The sequence below is a fragment of the Streptomyces calvus genome, from assembly GCF_006782915.1.
Taxonomy (GTDB): Bacteria; Actinomycetota; Actinomycetes; order Streptomycetales; family Streptomycetaceae; genus Streptomyces; species Streptomyces calvus.
Genome location: NZ_VCNP01000022.1, coordinates 71481 through 87374 on the forward strand (window position 1 = coordinate 71481; position 15894 = coordinate 87374).

At 70.4% G+C, this 15894-nt stretch carries 14 protein-coding genes and 2 riboswitches; of the genes, 5 read left to right on the top strand and 9 right to left on the bottom strand.

Translation table 11 applies throughout. From position 1 onward, the window contains the following. Positions 1-138: 138 nt before the first annotated feature. The 9 genes from FGW31_RS09930 to FGW31_RS09970 form a co-directional block, all read right to left on the bottom strand. Positions 139-795 (bottom strand): trimeric intracellular cation channel family protein, encoded by a 657-nt coding sequence (locus FGW31_RS09930; protein ID WP_142193018.1) that lies wholly within the window; start codon positions 793-795, stop codon positions 139-141. Between the two features lie 88 nt (positions 796-883). Continuing rightward, positions 884-2380, bottom strand: a complete 1497-nt coding sequence (locus FGW31_RS09935; RefSeq protein ID WP_142193019.1) for an ABC transporter ATP-binding protein — start codon at positions 2378-2380, stop codon at positions 884-886. Further along, the gene (locus FGW31_RS09940) at positions 2377-3381 is read right to left on the bottom strand and encodes an ABC transporter ATP-binding protein (protein WP_142193020.1); all 1005 of its coding nucleotides are present in this window, start codon (positions 3379-3381) and stop codon (positions 2377-2379) included. Before FGW31_RS09940 ends, FGW31_RS09935 begins: the two co-directional genes overlap by 4 nt. A gap of 6 nt (positions 3382-3387) precedes the next feature. Further along, positions 3388-4347 (bottom strand): ABC transporter permease, encoded by a 960-nt coding sequence (locus FGW31_RS09945; RefSeq protein WP_142193021.1) that lies wholly within the window; start codon positions 4345-4347, stop codon positions 3388-3390. Between the two features lies 1 nt (position 4348). Continuing rightward, complete coding sequence (locus FGW31_RS09950) at positions 4349-5353, bottom strand: ABC transporter permease (RefSeq protein WP_142193022.1); 1005 nt, start codon at positions 5351-5353, stop codon at positions 4349-4351. Between the two features lie 108 nt (positions 5354-5461). After that, the gene (locus FGW31_RS09955) at positions 5462-7132 is read right to left on the bottom strand and encodes an ABC transporter substrate-binding protein (protein ID WP_142193023.1); all 1671 of its coding nucleotides are present in this window, start codon (positions 7130-7132) and stop codon (positions 5462-5464) included. Between the two features lie 430 nt (positions 7133-7562). Then, positions 7563-8357 carry an enhanced serine sensitivity protein SseB C-terminal domain-containing protein gene (locus FGW31_RS09960; RefSeq protein ID WP_233288571.1) on the bottom strand — a complete coding sequence of 265 codons (795 nt, stop codon included), beginning with the start codon at positions 8355-8357 and terminating at the stop codon, positions 7563-7565. Positions 8358-8463: 106 nt separating this feature from the next. Further along, positions 8464-9240: an enhanced serine sensitivity protein SseB gene (locus FGW31_RS09965; protein WP_142193024.1), complete on the bottom strand. Its 777-nt coding sequence runs from the start codon at positions 9238-9240 to the stop codon at positions 8464-8466. A 77-nt stretch (positions 9241-9317) separates the two neighbouring features. Then, positions 9318-9986, bottom strand: a complete 669-nt coding sequence (locus FGW31_RS09970; RefSeq protein ID WP_142193025.1) for an AAA family ATPase — start codon at positions 9984-9986, stop codon at positions 9318-9320. A gap of 224 nt (positions 9987-10210) precedes the next feature. After that, a riboswitch (glycine riboswitch) is annotated at positions 10211-10311 on the top strand. Beyond that, positions 10312-10435, top strand: a riboswitch (glycine riboswitch). Positions 10436-10471: 36 nt separating this feature from the next. Here FGW31_RS09970 and gcvT point away from each other — a divergent pair. From gcvT to FGW31_RS09995, 5 genes are all read left to right on the top strand, one after another. Next, a complete protein-coding gene (gene gcvT / locus FGW31_RS09975) occupies positions 10472-11590 on the top strand; it encodes a glycine cleavage system aminomethyltransferase GcvT (protein ID WP_142193026.1) in 1119 nt (372 codons plus the stop codon). A gap of 137 nt (positions 11591-11727) precedes the next feature. Beyond that, complete coding sequence (gcvH, locus tag FGW31_RS09980; protein ID WP_142193027.1) at positions 11728-12105, top strand: glycine cleavage system protein GcvH; 378 nt, start codon at positions 11728-11730, stop codon at positions 12103-12105. A gap of 14 nt (positions 12106-12119) precedes the next feature. Next, positions 12120-13379, top strand: coding sequence for a serine hydroxymethyltransferase (gene glyA / locus FGW31_RS09985; RefSeq protein ID WP_142193028.1), 1260 nt, complete (start codon positions 12120-12122; stop codon positions 13377-13379). A 156-nt stretch (positions 13380-13535) separates the two neighbouring features. Continuing rightward, complete coding sequence (locus FGW31_RS09990) at positions 13536-14903, top strand: L-serine ammonia-lyase (RefSeq protein WP_142193029.1); 1368 nt, start codon at positions 13536-13538, stop codon at positions 14901-14903. Between the two features lie 384 nt (positions 14904-15287). Beyond that, on the top strand, positions 15288-15845 hold the full coding sequence (locus FGW31_RS09995; protein WP_142193030.1) for a glycoside hydrolase family 25 protein: 558 nt from the start codon (positions 15288-15290) through the stop codon (positions 15843-15845). The last annotated feature ends 49 nt before the right edge of the window (positions 15846-15894 follow it).

Genomic DNA, 15894 nt, shown 5'->3' on the forward strand with positions numbered 1-15894 from the left:
GACGATAATACTAAGCGGTAGCTTTGCTCCCCGTGCCCTTCCTTGCTCGTCCCGCTCGGCCTGCCCCTCCCGCTCGGCCTGCCCCTCCCCCACGGCTTGCCCGTCCCGCTCGTCCCGCGCTTCTGCTTTCCTACTCCTCTACTCCTCCACCACGGCCGACCGGCGGTGCCAGGCGCGCGGCGCCCGCCAGTGGTAGCGCATCGCGCACAGGCGCAGGACGAACGCGGTGATCACCGCGAGGACGCTGGTGAACGGGGTGAGGGCGTCGAACCGGATGCACAGCGCGACCATGGTGGCGCCGACGACGGCCGGGACGGCGTACAGGTCGCGGTCCCAGCGCAGCAGCGAGGGCACCTCGTTGGCGAGCACGTCGCGCAGCACACCGCCGCCGACCGCGGTGGTCAGGCCCAGGCAGGCGGAGGCGGTCAGGCCGAGGCCGTAGTCATGGGCCTTGACGGTGCCGACCACGCAGAAGAGGCCGAGACCGGCGGCATCGAAGACGTTCACGCCGGTCTGGATGCGCTCCACGTGCGGGTGGAGGAAGAAGACCAGGCCCGTGGCGAGCAGAGGGGTGACGAAGTACCCCAGGTCCGTGAAGGCGGCGGGCGGCACCGCGCCGATGACCAGGTCACGGAAGAGCCCGCCGCCCAGGGCGGTGACCTCGGCGAGTACGGCGATGCCGAAGACGTCGAAGTTCTTGCGGACGGCCAGCAGGGCGCCGGAGATCGCGAAGACGAAGATGCCGATCAGGTCGAGCGTGTGCAGGACGGACGGACTGAACAGTTGCTGGAGCACCCTTTCATTCTCACCCAGCAAGAACCCCTCGCCTTACAAAGCAAGGCGAGGGGTTCGAGTGGGAGCGGGGTGGGCTCGTCGCAGGCGGCTAGACGGCCTTCTGCGGCTCCTCCGTCGTACCGGCGGACGCGGCCTCGTCCACGGAGTCGGCCTTCCCGGCCGTCTCGGACTCCGCCTTGGACTCCGTCTCCGTCTCGGTTTCCGTCTCCGTCTCGGTTGCCGTCTCCGTCTCCGTCTCCGCGGCAGCCTCCGACTGCTCGGCCTTCTCGGCCTTCTCGGCGGACACGGCGGGCTCGGCCTTCTCGGCGGCCTCGGCGGCGTCAGTCGACTCCGCCTCCGCCTCCGCCTCCGCCTCGTCGACGGTTTCGGCCTTGTCGACGGTCTCGGCACCGTCTCCGGCGTCAGCACCGTCTCCGGCGTCGGCCCCGTCCACAGGTGCGGCCTTCGCGGCGTCGGCGGTGTCCGCCTCCGCCTCGGTCTCCGCCGCCGACGCTGCCGGAGTCTTCGTCGCCGGCTCGTCGTCCTCCGCCGCCGGAGCGTCCTCCACGCCCTCGCGCGTCGCGGAGACCACCTCACCGGTGGTCCGCTTCAGCGTGCCCGCCGCGATCTCCTCGGCGTAGTGGCAGGCCACCCGGTGGCCGCTGCCGAGGTCCCGCAGCTGCGGCCGTTCGGTCGCGCACCGCTCGGCCTGGGCCCAGGGGCAGCGCGTGTGGAAACGGCAGCCGCTCGGCGGGTTCGCCGGGGAGGGCAGGTCACCGGTGAGCAGGATGCGCTCGCGCTTGTCCTCCACCTCCGGGTCCGGCACCGGCACGGCCGACATCAGGGCCTTGGTGTACGGGTGCTTCGGCTCGGCGTACAGCGCGTCGCTCGGCGCCTCCTCGACCAGTGAACCCAGGTACATCACGCCGATCGTGTCGGAGATGTGCCGGACCACGGCGAGGTCGTGCGCGATCACCACGTACGTCAGGCCGAGCTCCTCCTGGAGCTCCTCCAGCAGGTTGATGACCTGCGCCTGGATCGACACGTCGAGCGCGGAGACCGGCTCGTCGCAGATGATCACGTCCGGTTCGAGGACGAGCGCGCGGGCGATGCCGATGCGCTGGCGCTGGCCGCCGGAGAACTCGTGCGGGTAGCGGGAGAGGGCGTTGGAGGGCAGGCCGACCCGCTCCAGGATCGCCTTGATCTTCTCCCGCCGCTCCTCCTGGTCCTTGCCGATGCCGTGGGCGACCATGCCCTCGGAGAGGATCGACTCGATGTTCTGCCGGGGGTTGAGCGAGCCCAACGGGTCCTGGAAGACCATCTGGAGCCGGCGCCGGAAGCGGCGCATCTCCTCGCCGGGCAGCTTCGCCAGGTCGGTGCCGTCCAGGACGACCGAGCCCTCGGTGATGTCCACCAGCCGCAGCACCGACCGCCCCAGGGTGGTCTTGCCGCAGCCGGACTCGCCGACCAGGCCGTAGGTCTCGCCGGCCTCGACCTTCAGAGAGATCCCGTCCACGGCGTAGACGTGACCGACCGTGCGGTCGAAGAAGAGGCCCTTCTTGATCGGGAAGTGGACCTTGACGCCGTCCAGTTCGAGCAGGCTCATGCGGGGACCTCCTCGGCCTTCGCGTCGTCGACGAGTACGGGGTTGACGCACCGCGCCTGGTGGCCGGCCGCGCGCGGCTCGGTGAGCTGCGGCGTGCCGGTCAGGCAGGCCATCTCGTACCGGTCGCAGCGGGGCGCGAACGCGCAGCCGTCGGCCCAGGCGATGCGGTCGTTGATGGACCCGCGGATGGGCTTGAGGGATTCGCCCCGGGGCGCGTCCAGACGCGGGATGGAGCCCAGCAGTCCGTGCGCGTAGGGGTGGGTGGGGTGGGCGAACAGCTCGCGACGGCCCGCGGACTCCACGACCTTGCCCGCGTAGAGGACGTTGACCTGGTCGCAGAGGCCGGCGACCACCCCGAGGTCGTGGGTGATCATCAGCAGGGCGGTGCCCTCCTGGTCCACGAGTTCCTTGAGCAGTTCCAGGATCTGCGCCTGGATGGTCACGTCGAGGGCCGTGGTCGGCTCGTCGGCGATGAGCAGGCTCGGGGCGCAGGCCACCGCCATGGCGATCAGCGCGCGCTGGCGCATGCCGCCGGACAGCTGGTGCGGGTACTCCTTGAGGCGCCGGGTCGGGTCCGGGATGCCGACCCGGTCCAGCAGGTGCGCGGCCTCCTTGCGGGCGGCCTCGCCCTTCATCCTGCGGTGGCGCTCCAGGATCTCGGTGACCTGCACGCCGACCGGGACGACCGGGTTGAGGCTGGACAGCGGATCCTGGAAGATCATCGCCATCTTGCTGCCGCGCAGGTCGCGGCGGGCGGACGCGCTCATGGTGAACAGGTCCGTGCCGTCGAATTCGGCGCGGCCGCCGACCTTCACGCCCTTGTGGGGCAGCAGGCCCATCAGGGCCAGCGAGGTGACGGACTTCCCGCAGCCGGACTCGCCGACCAGGCCCACGACCTGGCCCTGGTCGACCTCGAAGGAGACACCGTCGACCGCCCGGGACTCCTTGCGGCCGCGGCCGCCGAAGGTGACGGTCAGTTCGTCGACAGAGAGCAGAGACATGGTGGTTCAGCCCCTCAGCTTCGGGTCGAGGGCTTCCCGCATGGCCTCGCCGAGGAGGGTGAAGCCGAGGGCGGTGATGATGATGCCGACGGCGGGATAGACCGCCATCATCGGCGCGTTGTCGAAGAAGCGCTGCGCCTGGGCGAGCATGACGCCCCACTCGGGGATCGCCGGGTCGGGGTTGCCGAGGCCCAGGTAGGACAGGGCGGCCGCCTCGATGATCGCGGTGGCCAGGGAGAGCGTGGCCTGCACGATCACCGGGCTGAGCGAGTTGGGGACGATCTGCGAGATCACGATGCGCCGCTTGCGTACGCCCAGGGACTTGGCCGCGAGCACGTAGTCCGCGCCGCCCTGCGCCAGCATGGCGCCGCGCAGCAGCCGGGCGAACACCGGCACCTGGACGACACCGACGGCGATCATGACGGTGGTCAGCGACTGGCCCATCACGGCGGCGATGGACACGGCCAGCAGCAGCGAGGGAAGCGCCAGCATCATGTCGATGAAACGCATGATGACGGAGTCGACGCGTCGTCCGGACTCGCCTCCGAGGGTGGCGAAGGCACCGGAGACGCCGCCGATCAGGAAGCCGGCGGCCAGGCCGATCAGCGTGGAGACGACGCCGACGAGCAGCGTCTGGCGGGCGCCGACCAGCATGCGGGAGAACATGTCCCGGCCGAGGTGGTCCAGGCCGAACCAGTTGTCCCCGCGCGGGCCGACGAACTGGCCCCGGTTGGGGAAGACTTCGCCGCGCCAGGTCTGCGCGGTCGGGGCGTAGGGGGTGAGGTACGGCCCGACGATCGCGATGACCACGAACACGGCGATGACGATCGCGCCGATGATCGCCATCTTGCTGCGCCGCAGACGGCGGAAGGCCTCCCGCCACAGGCTGGCGCCGGTGCTGGTCTCCTTGACCGCGGTCAGTTCGGCGAGGCGCTGGATCTTGTCTGTCTTGGTGGCGACACTCACGTCAGTGCACCCGCACTCTCGGGTCGATGAGGCTGTACGCCAGGTCCACCAGCAGGTTGATCAGGACGTACACCATCGCGATGAACATGATGAACCCGACGAGCACGGGGTAGTCGCGGGCGTCGATCGCGGTCCGGATGAAGGAGCCGATGCCGCCGAAGGAGAACACGGACTCGGTGAGGACCGCGCCGGACAGCAGGGAGCCCGTGAGCAGGCCGACCGCGGTCACCACGGGGAGCATCGCGTTGCGCAGCACGTGCCGGCTGCGGACGACGCTGCGCTTGAGGCCCTTGGCCTCGGCGGTGCGGACGTAGTCCTCGTCCTGCACCTCGAGGACGCTGGCGCGGGTCATGCGCACGATGACCGCGAGCGGGATGGAGGCCAGGGCGACGGCGGGCAGGATCAGGTGCATGATCGCGTCCCAGGAGGCGTCGAACTCGCCGGTGAGGACGCCGTCGAGGACGGCGAATCCGGTCACGCTGGTGGCGTCGATGCCGGTGTCCTGGCGTCCGTAGCTCGGGAAGATGCCGAGGTTGACCGCGAAGATGCCCTTGAGGATCAGCGCGAGGAAGAAGACCGGGATGCAGATGCCGACGAGCGAGCCGGAGACGGCGGTCACGTCGAGCCAGCCACCGCGGTTGCGGGCGGCGAAGTAACCGAGCGGGACACCGACGGCCACGGCGATGAGGATCGCCAGGAGGGACAGCTCCACGGTCGCGGGGAAGCGCAGGACGAACTCGTCCCACACCGGCTGTCCGGTCTGGGTGGAGGTGCCCAGGTCGAGCTCGACGATGCGCTTGAGGAAGCGCCAGTACTGGACGTAGACGGGCTGGTCCAGCCCGAGTGCACGGTTGATGCGTGCCACTTCGGCCTCGGTGGCCTTTTCCCCCAGGATCGCTGAGGCGGGTCCGCCGGGCAGCCGGTCGAGCCAGAGGAAGAGCAGTACCGACAGGCCGAGCAGCGTGGGTATGAGCTGGAGCAGTCTTCGTACGACGAGACGCAGCACCCCGCATGCCCCTTTCTTACGTGGTGTCTTACATGAATGGGCCCGCCCGGCCGCCGAGTTGCGACGACCGGGCGGGAACCCCCGTTCCGGCTTTTCAGCCGCCTGCGCTTACTTGAAGGAGGTCTCGGCGAAGACTTCCTGCGTCAGGGGGGAGACGTTCGGCGGGTTCACGTTCTTGGCGAACGCGATGGCCGGCGGGGAGGACGAGATCGGGACACCCGGCAGGTAGTCCATGATCGCCTCGTTGGCCTTCTCGTAGGCGGCGACGCGCTCCTCGACCTTGCCCAGCTTCGAGCCGGCGTTCACGGCGTCGAAGACCTTGTCGTTCTTGAAGCCCCACTGCTTGTCGTACCCGGCGAACCAGGTGCCGATGAAGTTGTAGCCGTCGTTGAAGTCACCGGTCCAGCCGAGCATGTGCAGGGCGCAGGAGCCCGCCTCGGTGGCGTCGATGTAGTCCGGGGCCCACTTCATGGCCTTCGGCTTGACCTTGATGCCGGCCTTCTCCAGGTCGGCCTTCATCGACTCGAACAGGTCCTGCGGGGCAGGCATGTACGGGCGGGTGACCTCGGTCGGGTAGCAGAACTCGATCTCGAGGTTCTCCTCACCGGCCTTCTTCAGCAGGCCCTTGGCCTTGGCGGTGTCGAACGGGTACTTCGTGACGTTCTTGGAGTAGCCCGCGATCGTGTCCGGCATGAACTGGTCCGCGACCTTGCCGCCCTCGGGCAGCTGGGTCTTGACCAGGTTCTCCTTGTCGATCGCCTGCGCGATGGCCTGGCGGACTTCCTTCTTCTTCAGGGCCTTGTTGGCGCCCTGGCTCATGCCGACGTAGAAGAGGTTGAAGACGCCACGGGTCGGGACGACGTAGCCCTGCTCCTCGAGGGTCTTGACGTCGGCCGGGGCGACCAGGTCGTAACCGTCGATGTCACCGGCCTGGAGCGCCTGGCGGCGGCCCTCCTCGGTGTCGATGGTGCGGAAGACGAGGTTCTTGATCTTCGCCTTGTCGCCCCAGTAGTCGTCGAAGCGCTCGAGGGAGACTTCCTTGTTGCCCTTGTTCCACTTGACGATCTTGTACGGGCCGGTGCCGGCGACCGTGCCGGCCTCCTGGCTGTACTTGGGGTACGTGATCGCGTCGCCCTTGGCGCTCGCGTCCTGCTTCTCGTACTCCTTGAGGGCCTTCGGCGAGTGGATCGCCAGCGCCTGGAGGGAGAAACCGCCGGGGAGGTTGGCGGAGGGCTCCTTGACCTCGATGACGGCGGTGTGCTCGTCCTTCGCGGTGCAGGACTTGTAGTTCGCCTTGGGCGTCTCCTTGTCCTCGTTCTTCGCGAAGCCGCCCATGATGGTCTGCCAGTAGTAGGAGACCGCGCTGGACTGGTAGGTGCCCTTCCAGTTGAACCAGTGGTCGTAGTTGGCGCACACGGCCGCGGCGTTGAACGTCTCGCCGTCGTGGAACTTCACGCCCTTGCGGAGGTTGAAGGTCCAGACCGTGCCCTCGTCGTTGCTCGACCAGGTCTCGGCGAGGCCGCCGACCAGCTTGGTGCCGCCGGACTCGTGCTCGAGGAGCGCTTCGAACGCCTGGCGCGTCACGCGGAAAGTTTCACCGTCGCTGGCGAGGGCAGGGTCCAGGGAACCCGGGTCACCCGCACCCGCGAAGACGAAGGTGTCCTTGTCGCCGTCGCCCTTGCTCTTGTTGTCCCGCTCGCTGGAGCAGCCCGTGGCGATCAGACCGACCGCAATCGCGGCCGTGATCGCCCGAGCGGCTCGGGACTTGACTATGCGCATATTGGGGCCACTCCGGGTCCGCTATGTGGATGCATCTTGACCGGCCGAACACTACAGACGTTCGCGCTCAGTCAGGAACAGTCCGGATAGCGGTGATACCCACCTGAGATCTGAACAGTTGACATAAGGGATGGTTCAGACGCCCCGCCGTTCGGAATTAACGTGGCGGACACATCCGGCGTGCCCACGGGGCCCGTTGAGCGACTCCGACCCGCGTGAAGAACGAGTGAAACCGCAGGTGACAGGCAGTCAACCGGTGATAGCTAAGCGCACACGATCCGGAACGTGGCAAGAAATCGACGCCGTACCGAAAGCGGCCTCTCCGTCCTCGCGTCCGTGTCCACTCCGTGGACAATGATCACTCAGAGTGAGAACTCCGAGGTGCGGGCGGACTTCGTCGCCGCGATCCTCGCGGTGGGAAAAGGCCGGGTCAGTGCCGCTGCACCGGCGGGTATCCGTAGCCGGCCGCGGGGGCGGTCGCGGGAGCCGGGGCGTGGGCCTCGCGGTCGTAGAACGGACGGGCGTTGACCCGCAGCCACATCGCGACCGGGTCGTGCTCGTCGGACATGGCGACGGTCGACACGGGCAGCCCGTCGGGAACCGCGCCGAGCGACTGCTGCATCATCGCGCGCACCGCGTCGACGGCGGCCGGGGAGGTGTCGTACACGTCCAGGCCGATGGCGAGGTACGGAGCGCCGAGCGCGGGCTGCACCCAGGCGCGGCGCAGCGCCCGCACGGCCGGAGTGCGGTGGGCGTTCTGCGCGAGCAGGGCGTAGAACTGCGGGATCTCGATGGCCGGTTCGGACAGCCGCAGCGGTCCGGCGGGCTGACGGTCCAGGCCGGTCGCGATCCGGCGCAGGTCCAGCCAGGGGATGCCGACGCCGCCGCCCGGGGCGTGCGGGTTCAGCCAGAGTCCGTAGCGGTCCGGGTAGAGCGCGCGGGCCACTTCGAGACCGTCGACCACCTCGTACGACCGGTTCCAGCCGCTGGCCGACAACTCCTGGGCGGAGGTGACGCAGGGGGCGTAGCCGTGGCCGCCGACCTCCATGTTCCCGTACTGGGCGTCCGGGGAGCCGGCCTGGCCGTGCCACAGCAGCATCCAGACCTGCCCGGACGAGGGGGTCGCGAGCGCGCGCAGCAATGCCTCGTAGGCGTCGTAACGCCCGGGCGTCACCTGGCGCAGCATGTGCTCGACCTGCCCGGCCGCCGCGGTGCCAGCGCTCACTTGTATCGCCCCTCCGTACAACACCAGCCGGCCAATGAACCTAGCTTAAGCCGCCCGCGCCCGGGCAGCCGCTGCGCGTGCGCGGCGCGGCTGCCCGGGACGGCCCCTACTGGTGTTGGTAGAAGGGGCGGACGTGGCTGCGCATCCAGTCGCCCACCGGGTCCTGGGCCACGTCCAGCAGGACCAGGTTGACCGGCCACCGCACCGGTGTGCGGCCCAGGGCGCGGCCCAGCGCGTCCAGCGGCAGGGCCCGGGCGTCGCCCTCCCACTGGGAGAGTTCCACGCCGACGAAGAGCACGGGGTCGGCCGTCTCGATCGCGGCGAGGCAGCGGCGGGCGCTGGTCACCACGCCGATGGCGGCGAACTCCGCCGAGGCCGCGCCGAGGAAGTCCACCGGGTCGTCCTGCCAGTCGGGTTCGAACAGGCGGACCCGGCCGCCGGCGGCCGGGCCGTCCAGCGGGGTGCGTCCGGCCCGGCACAGCTCGGCCACGGCCGGCGGCGGCAGCGGGATGCCGACCACGCCGCCCGGGTTCACCGCGATCCCGGCCTGCGGCGGCAGCCCGCGGGCGAACTCCACGGCGGGCGCGACGGTGTACGACATGTGGGAGCCGACGGCCTGCCGGAACTGCTCCTCGGAGCTGAACACCGGCACGTACACCTGGCCGTCGAGCTCCATGGTCGGCAGGTCCAGCGGGCCGCTGTCGGGGCCGCCGCCGTTGGGCAGCGGCACCCAGACGAAGCTGCGGCCGAGCACCTCGACGATCCGGCCCCCGGCCGAGGGGACGCCGAGGGAGGCGGAGAGCACCTCCTCCAGCTCGTTGCCGGGCCATCCACCGTGCGGATGGGGGTGCGCCTGCGCCGGGATGTCCGACGGGAAGTCCATCTGCCTACCACCTGCCTGGAACCACTGCTGTGGCTGGACAGGCTAACCGCTGCCGCCGGGGACCGCGTTCGGCCAGGTCAGCCGGTGAAGGCGATGCGGCGCAGCGTGTTCGCCGCGTCCCGGTCGATCAGCACCGCCGAACCGCAGCCGGCCGGCATCCGTCCGCGCTGCACGGCGCGCAGCAGCCGCTCGCTCGCCGCGCGGTGGCGCCGGAAGGCGTACCGGGACACGCCGCGCCCGCGCTCGCGCTGCCCGGCCAGCGCCTCCTGCGGGGTGACGTCGAGCAGCAGCAGGTGCAGGCTCGCGCCGCGGCGGCGGGCCTCGCGGGCCAGCCAGCGGCGCACCCAGGCCTGGGTGCCGCAGTCGTGGACGACGACGCCTCCGCCGGCGCGCAGCGCGCGGCGTAGCCCCGCGTAGTGGGCGAGGCGGACCAGCGGGCGGTACACGGCGTACGGCAGGAGGCGCGGCATGCGGCGCTCCCAGCGGTCGCGGGTGTCCTGGGAGTCCACGCGGACGCCGTGCACGGCACGGCGCATCAGCGTGGACTTGCCGCTGCCGGGCAGGCCGGTGACCACGACGACGTCGTGCGGCCCGAAGACCAGGGCGCGCGGGCTGCGGCCGGCCCGCGCGCGCAGGTCCCGGACGACGGGCGCCGGCAGCGCACCGCTGGCCTTACGGGCCTGAGCGGCCGACTGCTCGGGCAGCGTGACACCCGTGGTGGTGGCGCACGCCGTGGTCCTGTTCACCGTGATCGTCCTCCCCTGGGGCCAGGTACGGGATACCGATCCCCACTGAGTGTAAAGAGAAGGTAATGCCGGGTGTCTCTTCTTTTCGTCCGTTTCCTGATACAGGCCTGTCACAGCCTGCTGTGACCGCACCCGTACACCCCGTGCATCCCCTGGGAAGGGTCCCCCTGCCGCACCCGCACAATGCGTGCAATGATGTGCCCGCCAACTGCATACCGGCCGTTTGAATCCGCGCGGGAGAGTCCCCGGCACCGTTTGCCGCCGGGGCGCCGAAGGAGCAAGTCCCTCCCTTGAATCTCTCAGGCCCCGTTACCGCGCGGGCGAGGCACATCTGAAAAGCGGGCCGCCGCAGCCGTGCTGCGCAGGCTCCACCCAAGGTGCAAGCCCTGACCGGCGCCGCGCGTGCGGTCATGGCGAACCTCTCAGGTTCCGATGACAGATGGGGAGGAACCGTCCTCGCCCGTCATCCCTTGGGAGACCGACCGATGAGCAGTACCGCACCCCGCCGGACCGCGCTCGATGCCCTGCATCGTTCGCTCGGCGCGACGATGACCGACTTCGCCGGCTGGGACATGCCCCTGCGCTACGGCTCCGAGCGCGACGAGCACGTCGCCGTGCGCACGAAGGCCGGCCTGTTCGACCTCTCGCACATGGGCGAGATCACGGTCACCGGCCCGCAGGCCGCCGCCCTCCTCGACTTCGCCCTGGTGGGCAACATCGGCGGTGTGAAGCCGGGCCGCGCCCGCTACACCATGATCTGCCGCGAGGACGGCGGCATCCTGGACGACCTGATCGTCTACCGGCTCGCCGAGCACGAGTACATGGTGGTCGCCAACGCCTCCAACGCGCAGGTGGTGCTGGACGCGCTGGTGGAGCGCTCGGCCGGCTTCGACGCCGAGGTGCGCGACGACCGGGACGCGTACGCGCTGCTCGCCGTCCAGGGCCCCGAGTCCCCCGGCATCCTGAAGTCCCTCACCGACGCCGACCTCGACGGCCTGAAGTACTACGCCGGCCTGCCCGGCACCGTCGCCGGCGTCCCGGCCCTCATCGCCCGCACCGGCTACACCGGCGAGGACGGCTTCGAGCTGTTCGTGAAGCCGGAGCACGCGGTGGAGCTGTGGCAGGCGCTGACCAAGGCGGGCGAGGGCGTGGGCCTGGTCCCGTGCGGGCTGTCCTGCCGGGACACGCTGCGCCTGGAGGCGGGCATGCCGCTGTACGGGCACGAGCTGACCACCTCCCTCACGCCCTTCGACGCCGGTCTGGGCCGGGTGGTGAAGTTCGAGAAGGAGGGCGACTTCGTGGGCCGCGCGGCGCTGTCCGCGGCCGCCGAGCGCGCCGCCTCCGAGCCGCCGCGCGTCCTGGTCGGCCTGGTCGCCCGGGGCCGCCGGGTCCCGCGCGCCGGGTACGCGGTCGTCGCGGGCGGCGAGGTGATCGGCGAGGTCACCTCCGGCGCCCCCTCGCCCACGCTGGGCAAGCCGATCGCCATGGCGTACGTCGACGCGGCCCACGCGGCGCCGGGCACCGAGGGCGTCGCCGTGGACATCCGCGGCAGCCACGAGCCGTACGACGTCGTGGCGCTGCCGTTCTACAAGCGGCAGAAGTGACACCGTCGTAGCGGCCCCCGGGCCCGCCTCCCGGCGTCGGAGCCGGACCCGGCGCGGCCGTGTCCTTGCCTGCTCACGCCCGTTTCGCGCAGTCCCCCCGTCATCAGCAGTCACCCGCGTACAGGAGAATTCCAGCCATGAGCAACCCCCAGCAGCTGCGTTACAGCAAGGAGCACGAGTGGCTGTCGGCCGCCGAGGACGGCGTGTCGACGGTCGGCATCACGGAGCACGCGGCCAACGCGCTCGGCGACGTGGTCTTCGTCCAGCTCCCCGAGGTCGGTTCCGCCGTGACCGCGGGCGAGACCTGCGGCGAGCTCGAGTCGACCAAGTCGGTCAGCGACCTCTACTCCCCGGTCAGCGGTGAGATCACCGAGGTCAACGAGGACGTCGTGAACGACCCGTCCCTGGTGAACTCGGCCCCCTTCGAGGGTGGCTGGCTGTTCAAGGTGCGGATCACCGACGAGCCGGCCGACCTGCTGACCGCAGACGAGTACGACGCCCACGTCGCTGGCTGAGGAGCCGTAGCCGCATGTCGCTTCTGAACACGCCCCTGCACGAGCTCGACCCGGCGGTCGCCGCCGCGGTCGACGCCGAGCTGCACCGCCAGCAGTCCACCCTCGAGATGATCGCCTCGGAGAACTTCGCCCCGGTCGCGGTCATGGAGGCCCAGGGCTCGGTCCTCACCAACAAGTACGCCGAGGGCTACCCCGGCCGCCGCTACTACGGCGGCTGCGAGCACGTCGACGTGATCGAGCAGATCGCCATCGACCGGGTCAAGGAGCTCTTCGGCGCCGAGCACGCCAACGTGCAGCCGCACTCCGGCGCGCAGGCCAACGCCGCCGCGATGTTCGCGCTGCTCAAGCCCGGCGACACGATCATGGGTCTGAACCTCGCCCACGGCGGGCACCTGACCCACGGCATGAAGATCAACTTCTCCGGCAAGCTCTACAACGTCGTCGCCTACCACGTCGGCGACGACGGCCAGGTCGACATGGCCGAGGTCGAGCGGCTCGCCAAGGAGAACAAGCCGAAGCTGATCGTCGCCGGCTGGTCGGCGTACCCGCGCCGGCTGGACTTCGCCGCGTTCCGCCGGATCGCGGACGAGGTCGGCGCGTACCTCATGGTCGACATGGCGCACTTCGCCGGTCTGGTGGCCGCGGGCCTGCACCCGAACCCGGTGCCGCACGCCCACGTCGTGACGACCACCACGCACAAGACCCTCGGCGGTCCGCGCGGCGGTGTGATCCTCTCCACGGCCGAACTGGCCAAGAAGATCAACTCCGCGGTCTTCCCGGGCCAGCAGGGCGGCCCGCTGGAGCACGTGGTCGCGGCCAAGGCCGTCGCCTTCAAGGTCGCCGCCTCGGAGGACTTCAAGGAGCGGCAGCGCCGCACCCTGGAGGGCGCCCGCATCCTGGCCGAGCGCCTGGTCAAGGACGACGTCAAGGCGGTCGGCGTGGACGTGCTGTCCGGCGGCACGGACGTGCACCTGGTCCTGGTCGACCTGCGCAACTCCGAGCTGGACGGCCAGCAGGCCGAGGACCGTCTGCACGAGGTCGGCATCACCGTCAACCGCAACGCGATCCCGAACGACCCGCGCCCGCCGATGGTCACCTCGGGCCTGCGCATCGGCACGCCCGCGCTGGCCACCCGCGGCTTCACCGCCGAGGACTTCGCCGAGGTCGCGGACGTGATCGCCGAGACGCTCAAGCCGTCCTACGACGTCGCGGCCCTCCGGGCACGGGTGACCGCTCTCGCCGAGAAGCACCCGCTGTACCCCGGTCTGAAGTAATTCCGTACGCTTTCGTTCGTACGGACATCCGGGGCATCGCGCACACTGGGTCAGTGGGCGCGGTGCCCCGTTCCGTGCCGCGCGCCTCCCGCGCCCTTCCCGTACCACCCCTCCCCGGCGGACAGCGCCGTCCGTCACACGCTTAGGAGTCCTCCCGTGGCCATCTCGGTCTTCGATCTGTTCTCGATCGGCATCGGCCCGTCCAGCTCGCACACGGTCGGCCCGATGCGCGCCGCCCGCATGTTCGCCCGGCGGCTGCGCAACGAGGACCTGCTGGACTCGGTCGCCGCCGTCCGCGCGGAGCTCTACGGCTCCCTCGGCGCCACCGGCCACGGCCACGGCACGCCCAAGGCGGTGCTGCTGGGCCTGGAGGGCGACTCGCCCCGCACGGTGGACGTGGAGTCGGCCGACGAGCGGGTGGAGAAGATCAAGGAGACCGGCCGGATCCGCCTCCTCGGCGAGCACGAGATCCCGTTCACCTTCGACGACGACATGGTGCTGCACCGCCGCAAGGCCCTCCCCTACCACGCCAACGGCATGACCCTGTGGGCCCACGACGCGGCGGGCACGGAGCTCCTGTCGAAGACGTACTACTCGGTCGGCGGCGGTTTCGTCGTGGACGAGGACGCGGTGGGCGCGGACCGCATCAAGCTCGACGACACGGTCCTGAAGTACCCCTTCCGCACCGGTGACGAGCTGCTGCGCCTCACCGAGGAGACCGGCCTGTCGATCTCCGCGCTGATGCTGGAGAACGAGCGCGCCTGGCGGAGCGAGGAGGAGATCCGCGCGGGCCTGCTGGAGATCTGGCGGGTGATGCAGGCGTGCGTGGCGCGCGGCATGTCCCGCGAGGGCATCCTGCCCGGCGGCCTCAAGGTGCGCCGCCGCGCCGCGAACACCGCCCGCAAGCTGCGCTCCGAGGGCGACCCGCAGGCCCTGGCCATGGAGTGGATCACCCTGTACGCGATGGCCGTGAACGAGGAGAACGCGGCCGGCGGCCGGGTCGTCACGGCACCGACGAACGGCGCGGCCGGCATCATCCCGGCCGTCCTGCACTACTACGTCAACTTCGTCCCGGGCGCCGACGAGGAGGGCGTGGTGCGCTTCCTGCTCGCCGCCGGCGCGATCGGCATGCTCTTCAAGGAGAACGCCTCCATCTCCGGCGCCGAGGTCGGCTGCCAGGGCGAGGTCGGCTCGGCCTGCTCGATGGCGGCGGGCGCCCTCGCGGAGGTGCTGGGCGGCAGCCCGGAGCAGGTGGAGAACGCCGCCGAGATCGGTATGGAGCACAACCTGGGCCTGACCTGCGATCCGGTGGGCGGCCTGGTGCAGATCCCGTGCATCGAGCGCAACGGCATGGCCGCGGTGAAGGCGGTCACGGCGGCCCGGATGGCGATGCGCGGCGACGGCTCCCACAAGGTGTCCCTCGACAAGGTCATCAAGACGATGAAGGACACCGGCGCCGACATGTCGGTCAAGTACAAGGAGACGGCGCGCGGGGGCCTGGCGGTCAACATCATCGAGTGCTGAGCGCGGGCCGCGGGGCCCGTGGGCCCCGCAGGGGCGGCGCGTGCGCGGGCGCGGGACCGGCCGTCGGGCGCGCCTGGCGGTCCCGCAGGAAGCGCGGGCCCGGGTCCCGGGCGCCGCTTTCGGTCCCGTGCGTCACACGTCGGCGCCGGCGTCCCGCCGCAGCGCACGTCCGCCTTGATCCACGCCGGGTCGCGGAAGACGTACGGGTGGTACATCCGGTGCGGGGCGCGCCTCACGCTCCTTCGCAGAGGTCCGCGGGCCCTCTGCGCGGTCGCCTCCGATACCGAGCGCCTCGGGTGAGGGGCCCGGCGACGCGTGGACGGCGTCCCGGCGGGGAAGGAACCCTTCAACTCCCCACTCCCTCAGGCACGTCAGGGAGCCTGCATGCTGCGTGGCATCGATGTGAGCTCGTACCAGCCGTCCTCGTACGACACCGACGGGCTGTCCTTCGTCTTCATCAAGGCGACGGAGGGCCGTTCGTACACCAACCCCAAGCTCTCCGCCCAGACGAAGACGGCCCGTGACGCCGGTCTGGTGGTCGGCTTCTACCACTTCCTCTGGCCGGGCAACCTCACCGCCCAGGCGGAGTACTTCGTGAGCAAGGCCCCCGACCGCCGGGGCGACATCCTCGCCGTCGACTGGGAGACCACCGGCGAGGGCACCCGCGCGAGCAACTCCGAGAAGGACCGCTTCATCCGCAAGGTGAAGGAACTGCGGCCGGACAACCGGGTGGTCCTCTACTGCAACCGGCACTTCTGGCTGAACGTGGACACCACGTCCTACGCCGGCGACGGCCTGTGGATCGCCGACTACGTCACCGCCGGCAAGCCCCGCATCAAGGCCAGGTGGCGCTTCCACCAGTACACCGACGACCCGCTGGACAAGAACGTCGCCGACTTCTCCAGCAGGTCGGCGTTGAAGGAGTGGGCCGGCGGCGCCTAGGGTCTGTCGTTTGGATCAGCGCGGCTGTGAGGTGCGGTGTTCTATCGAC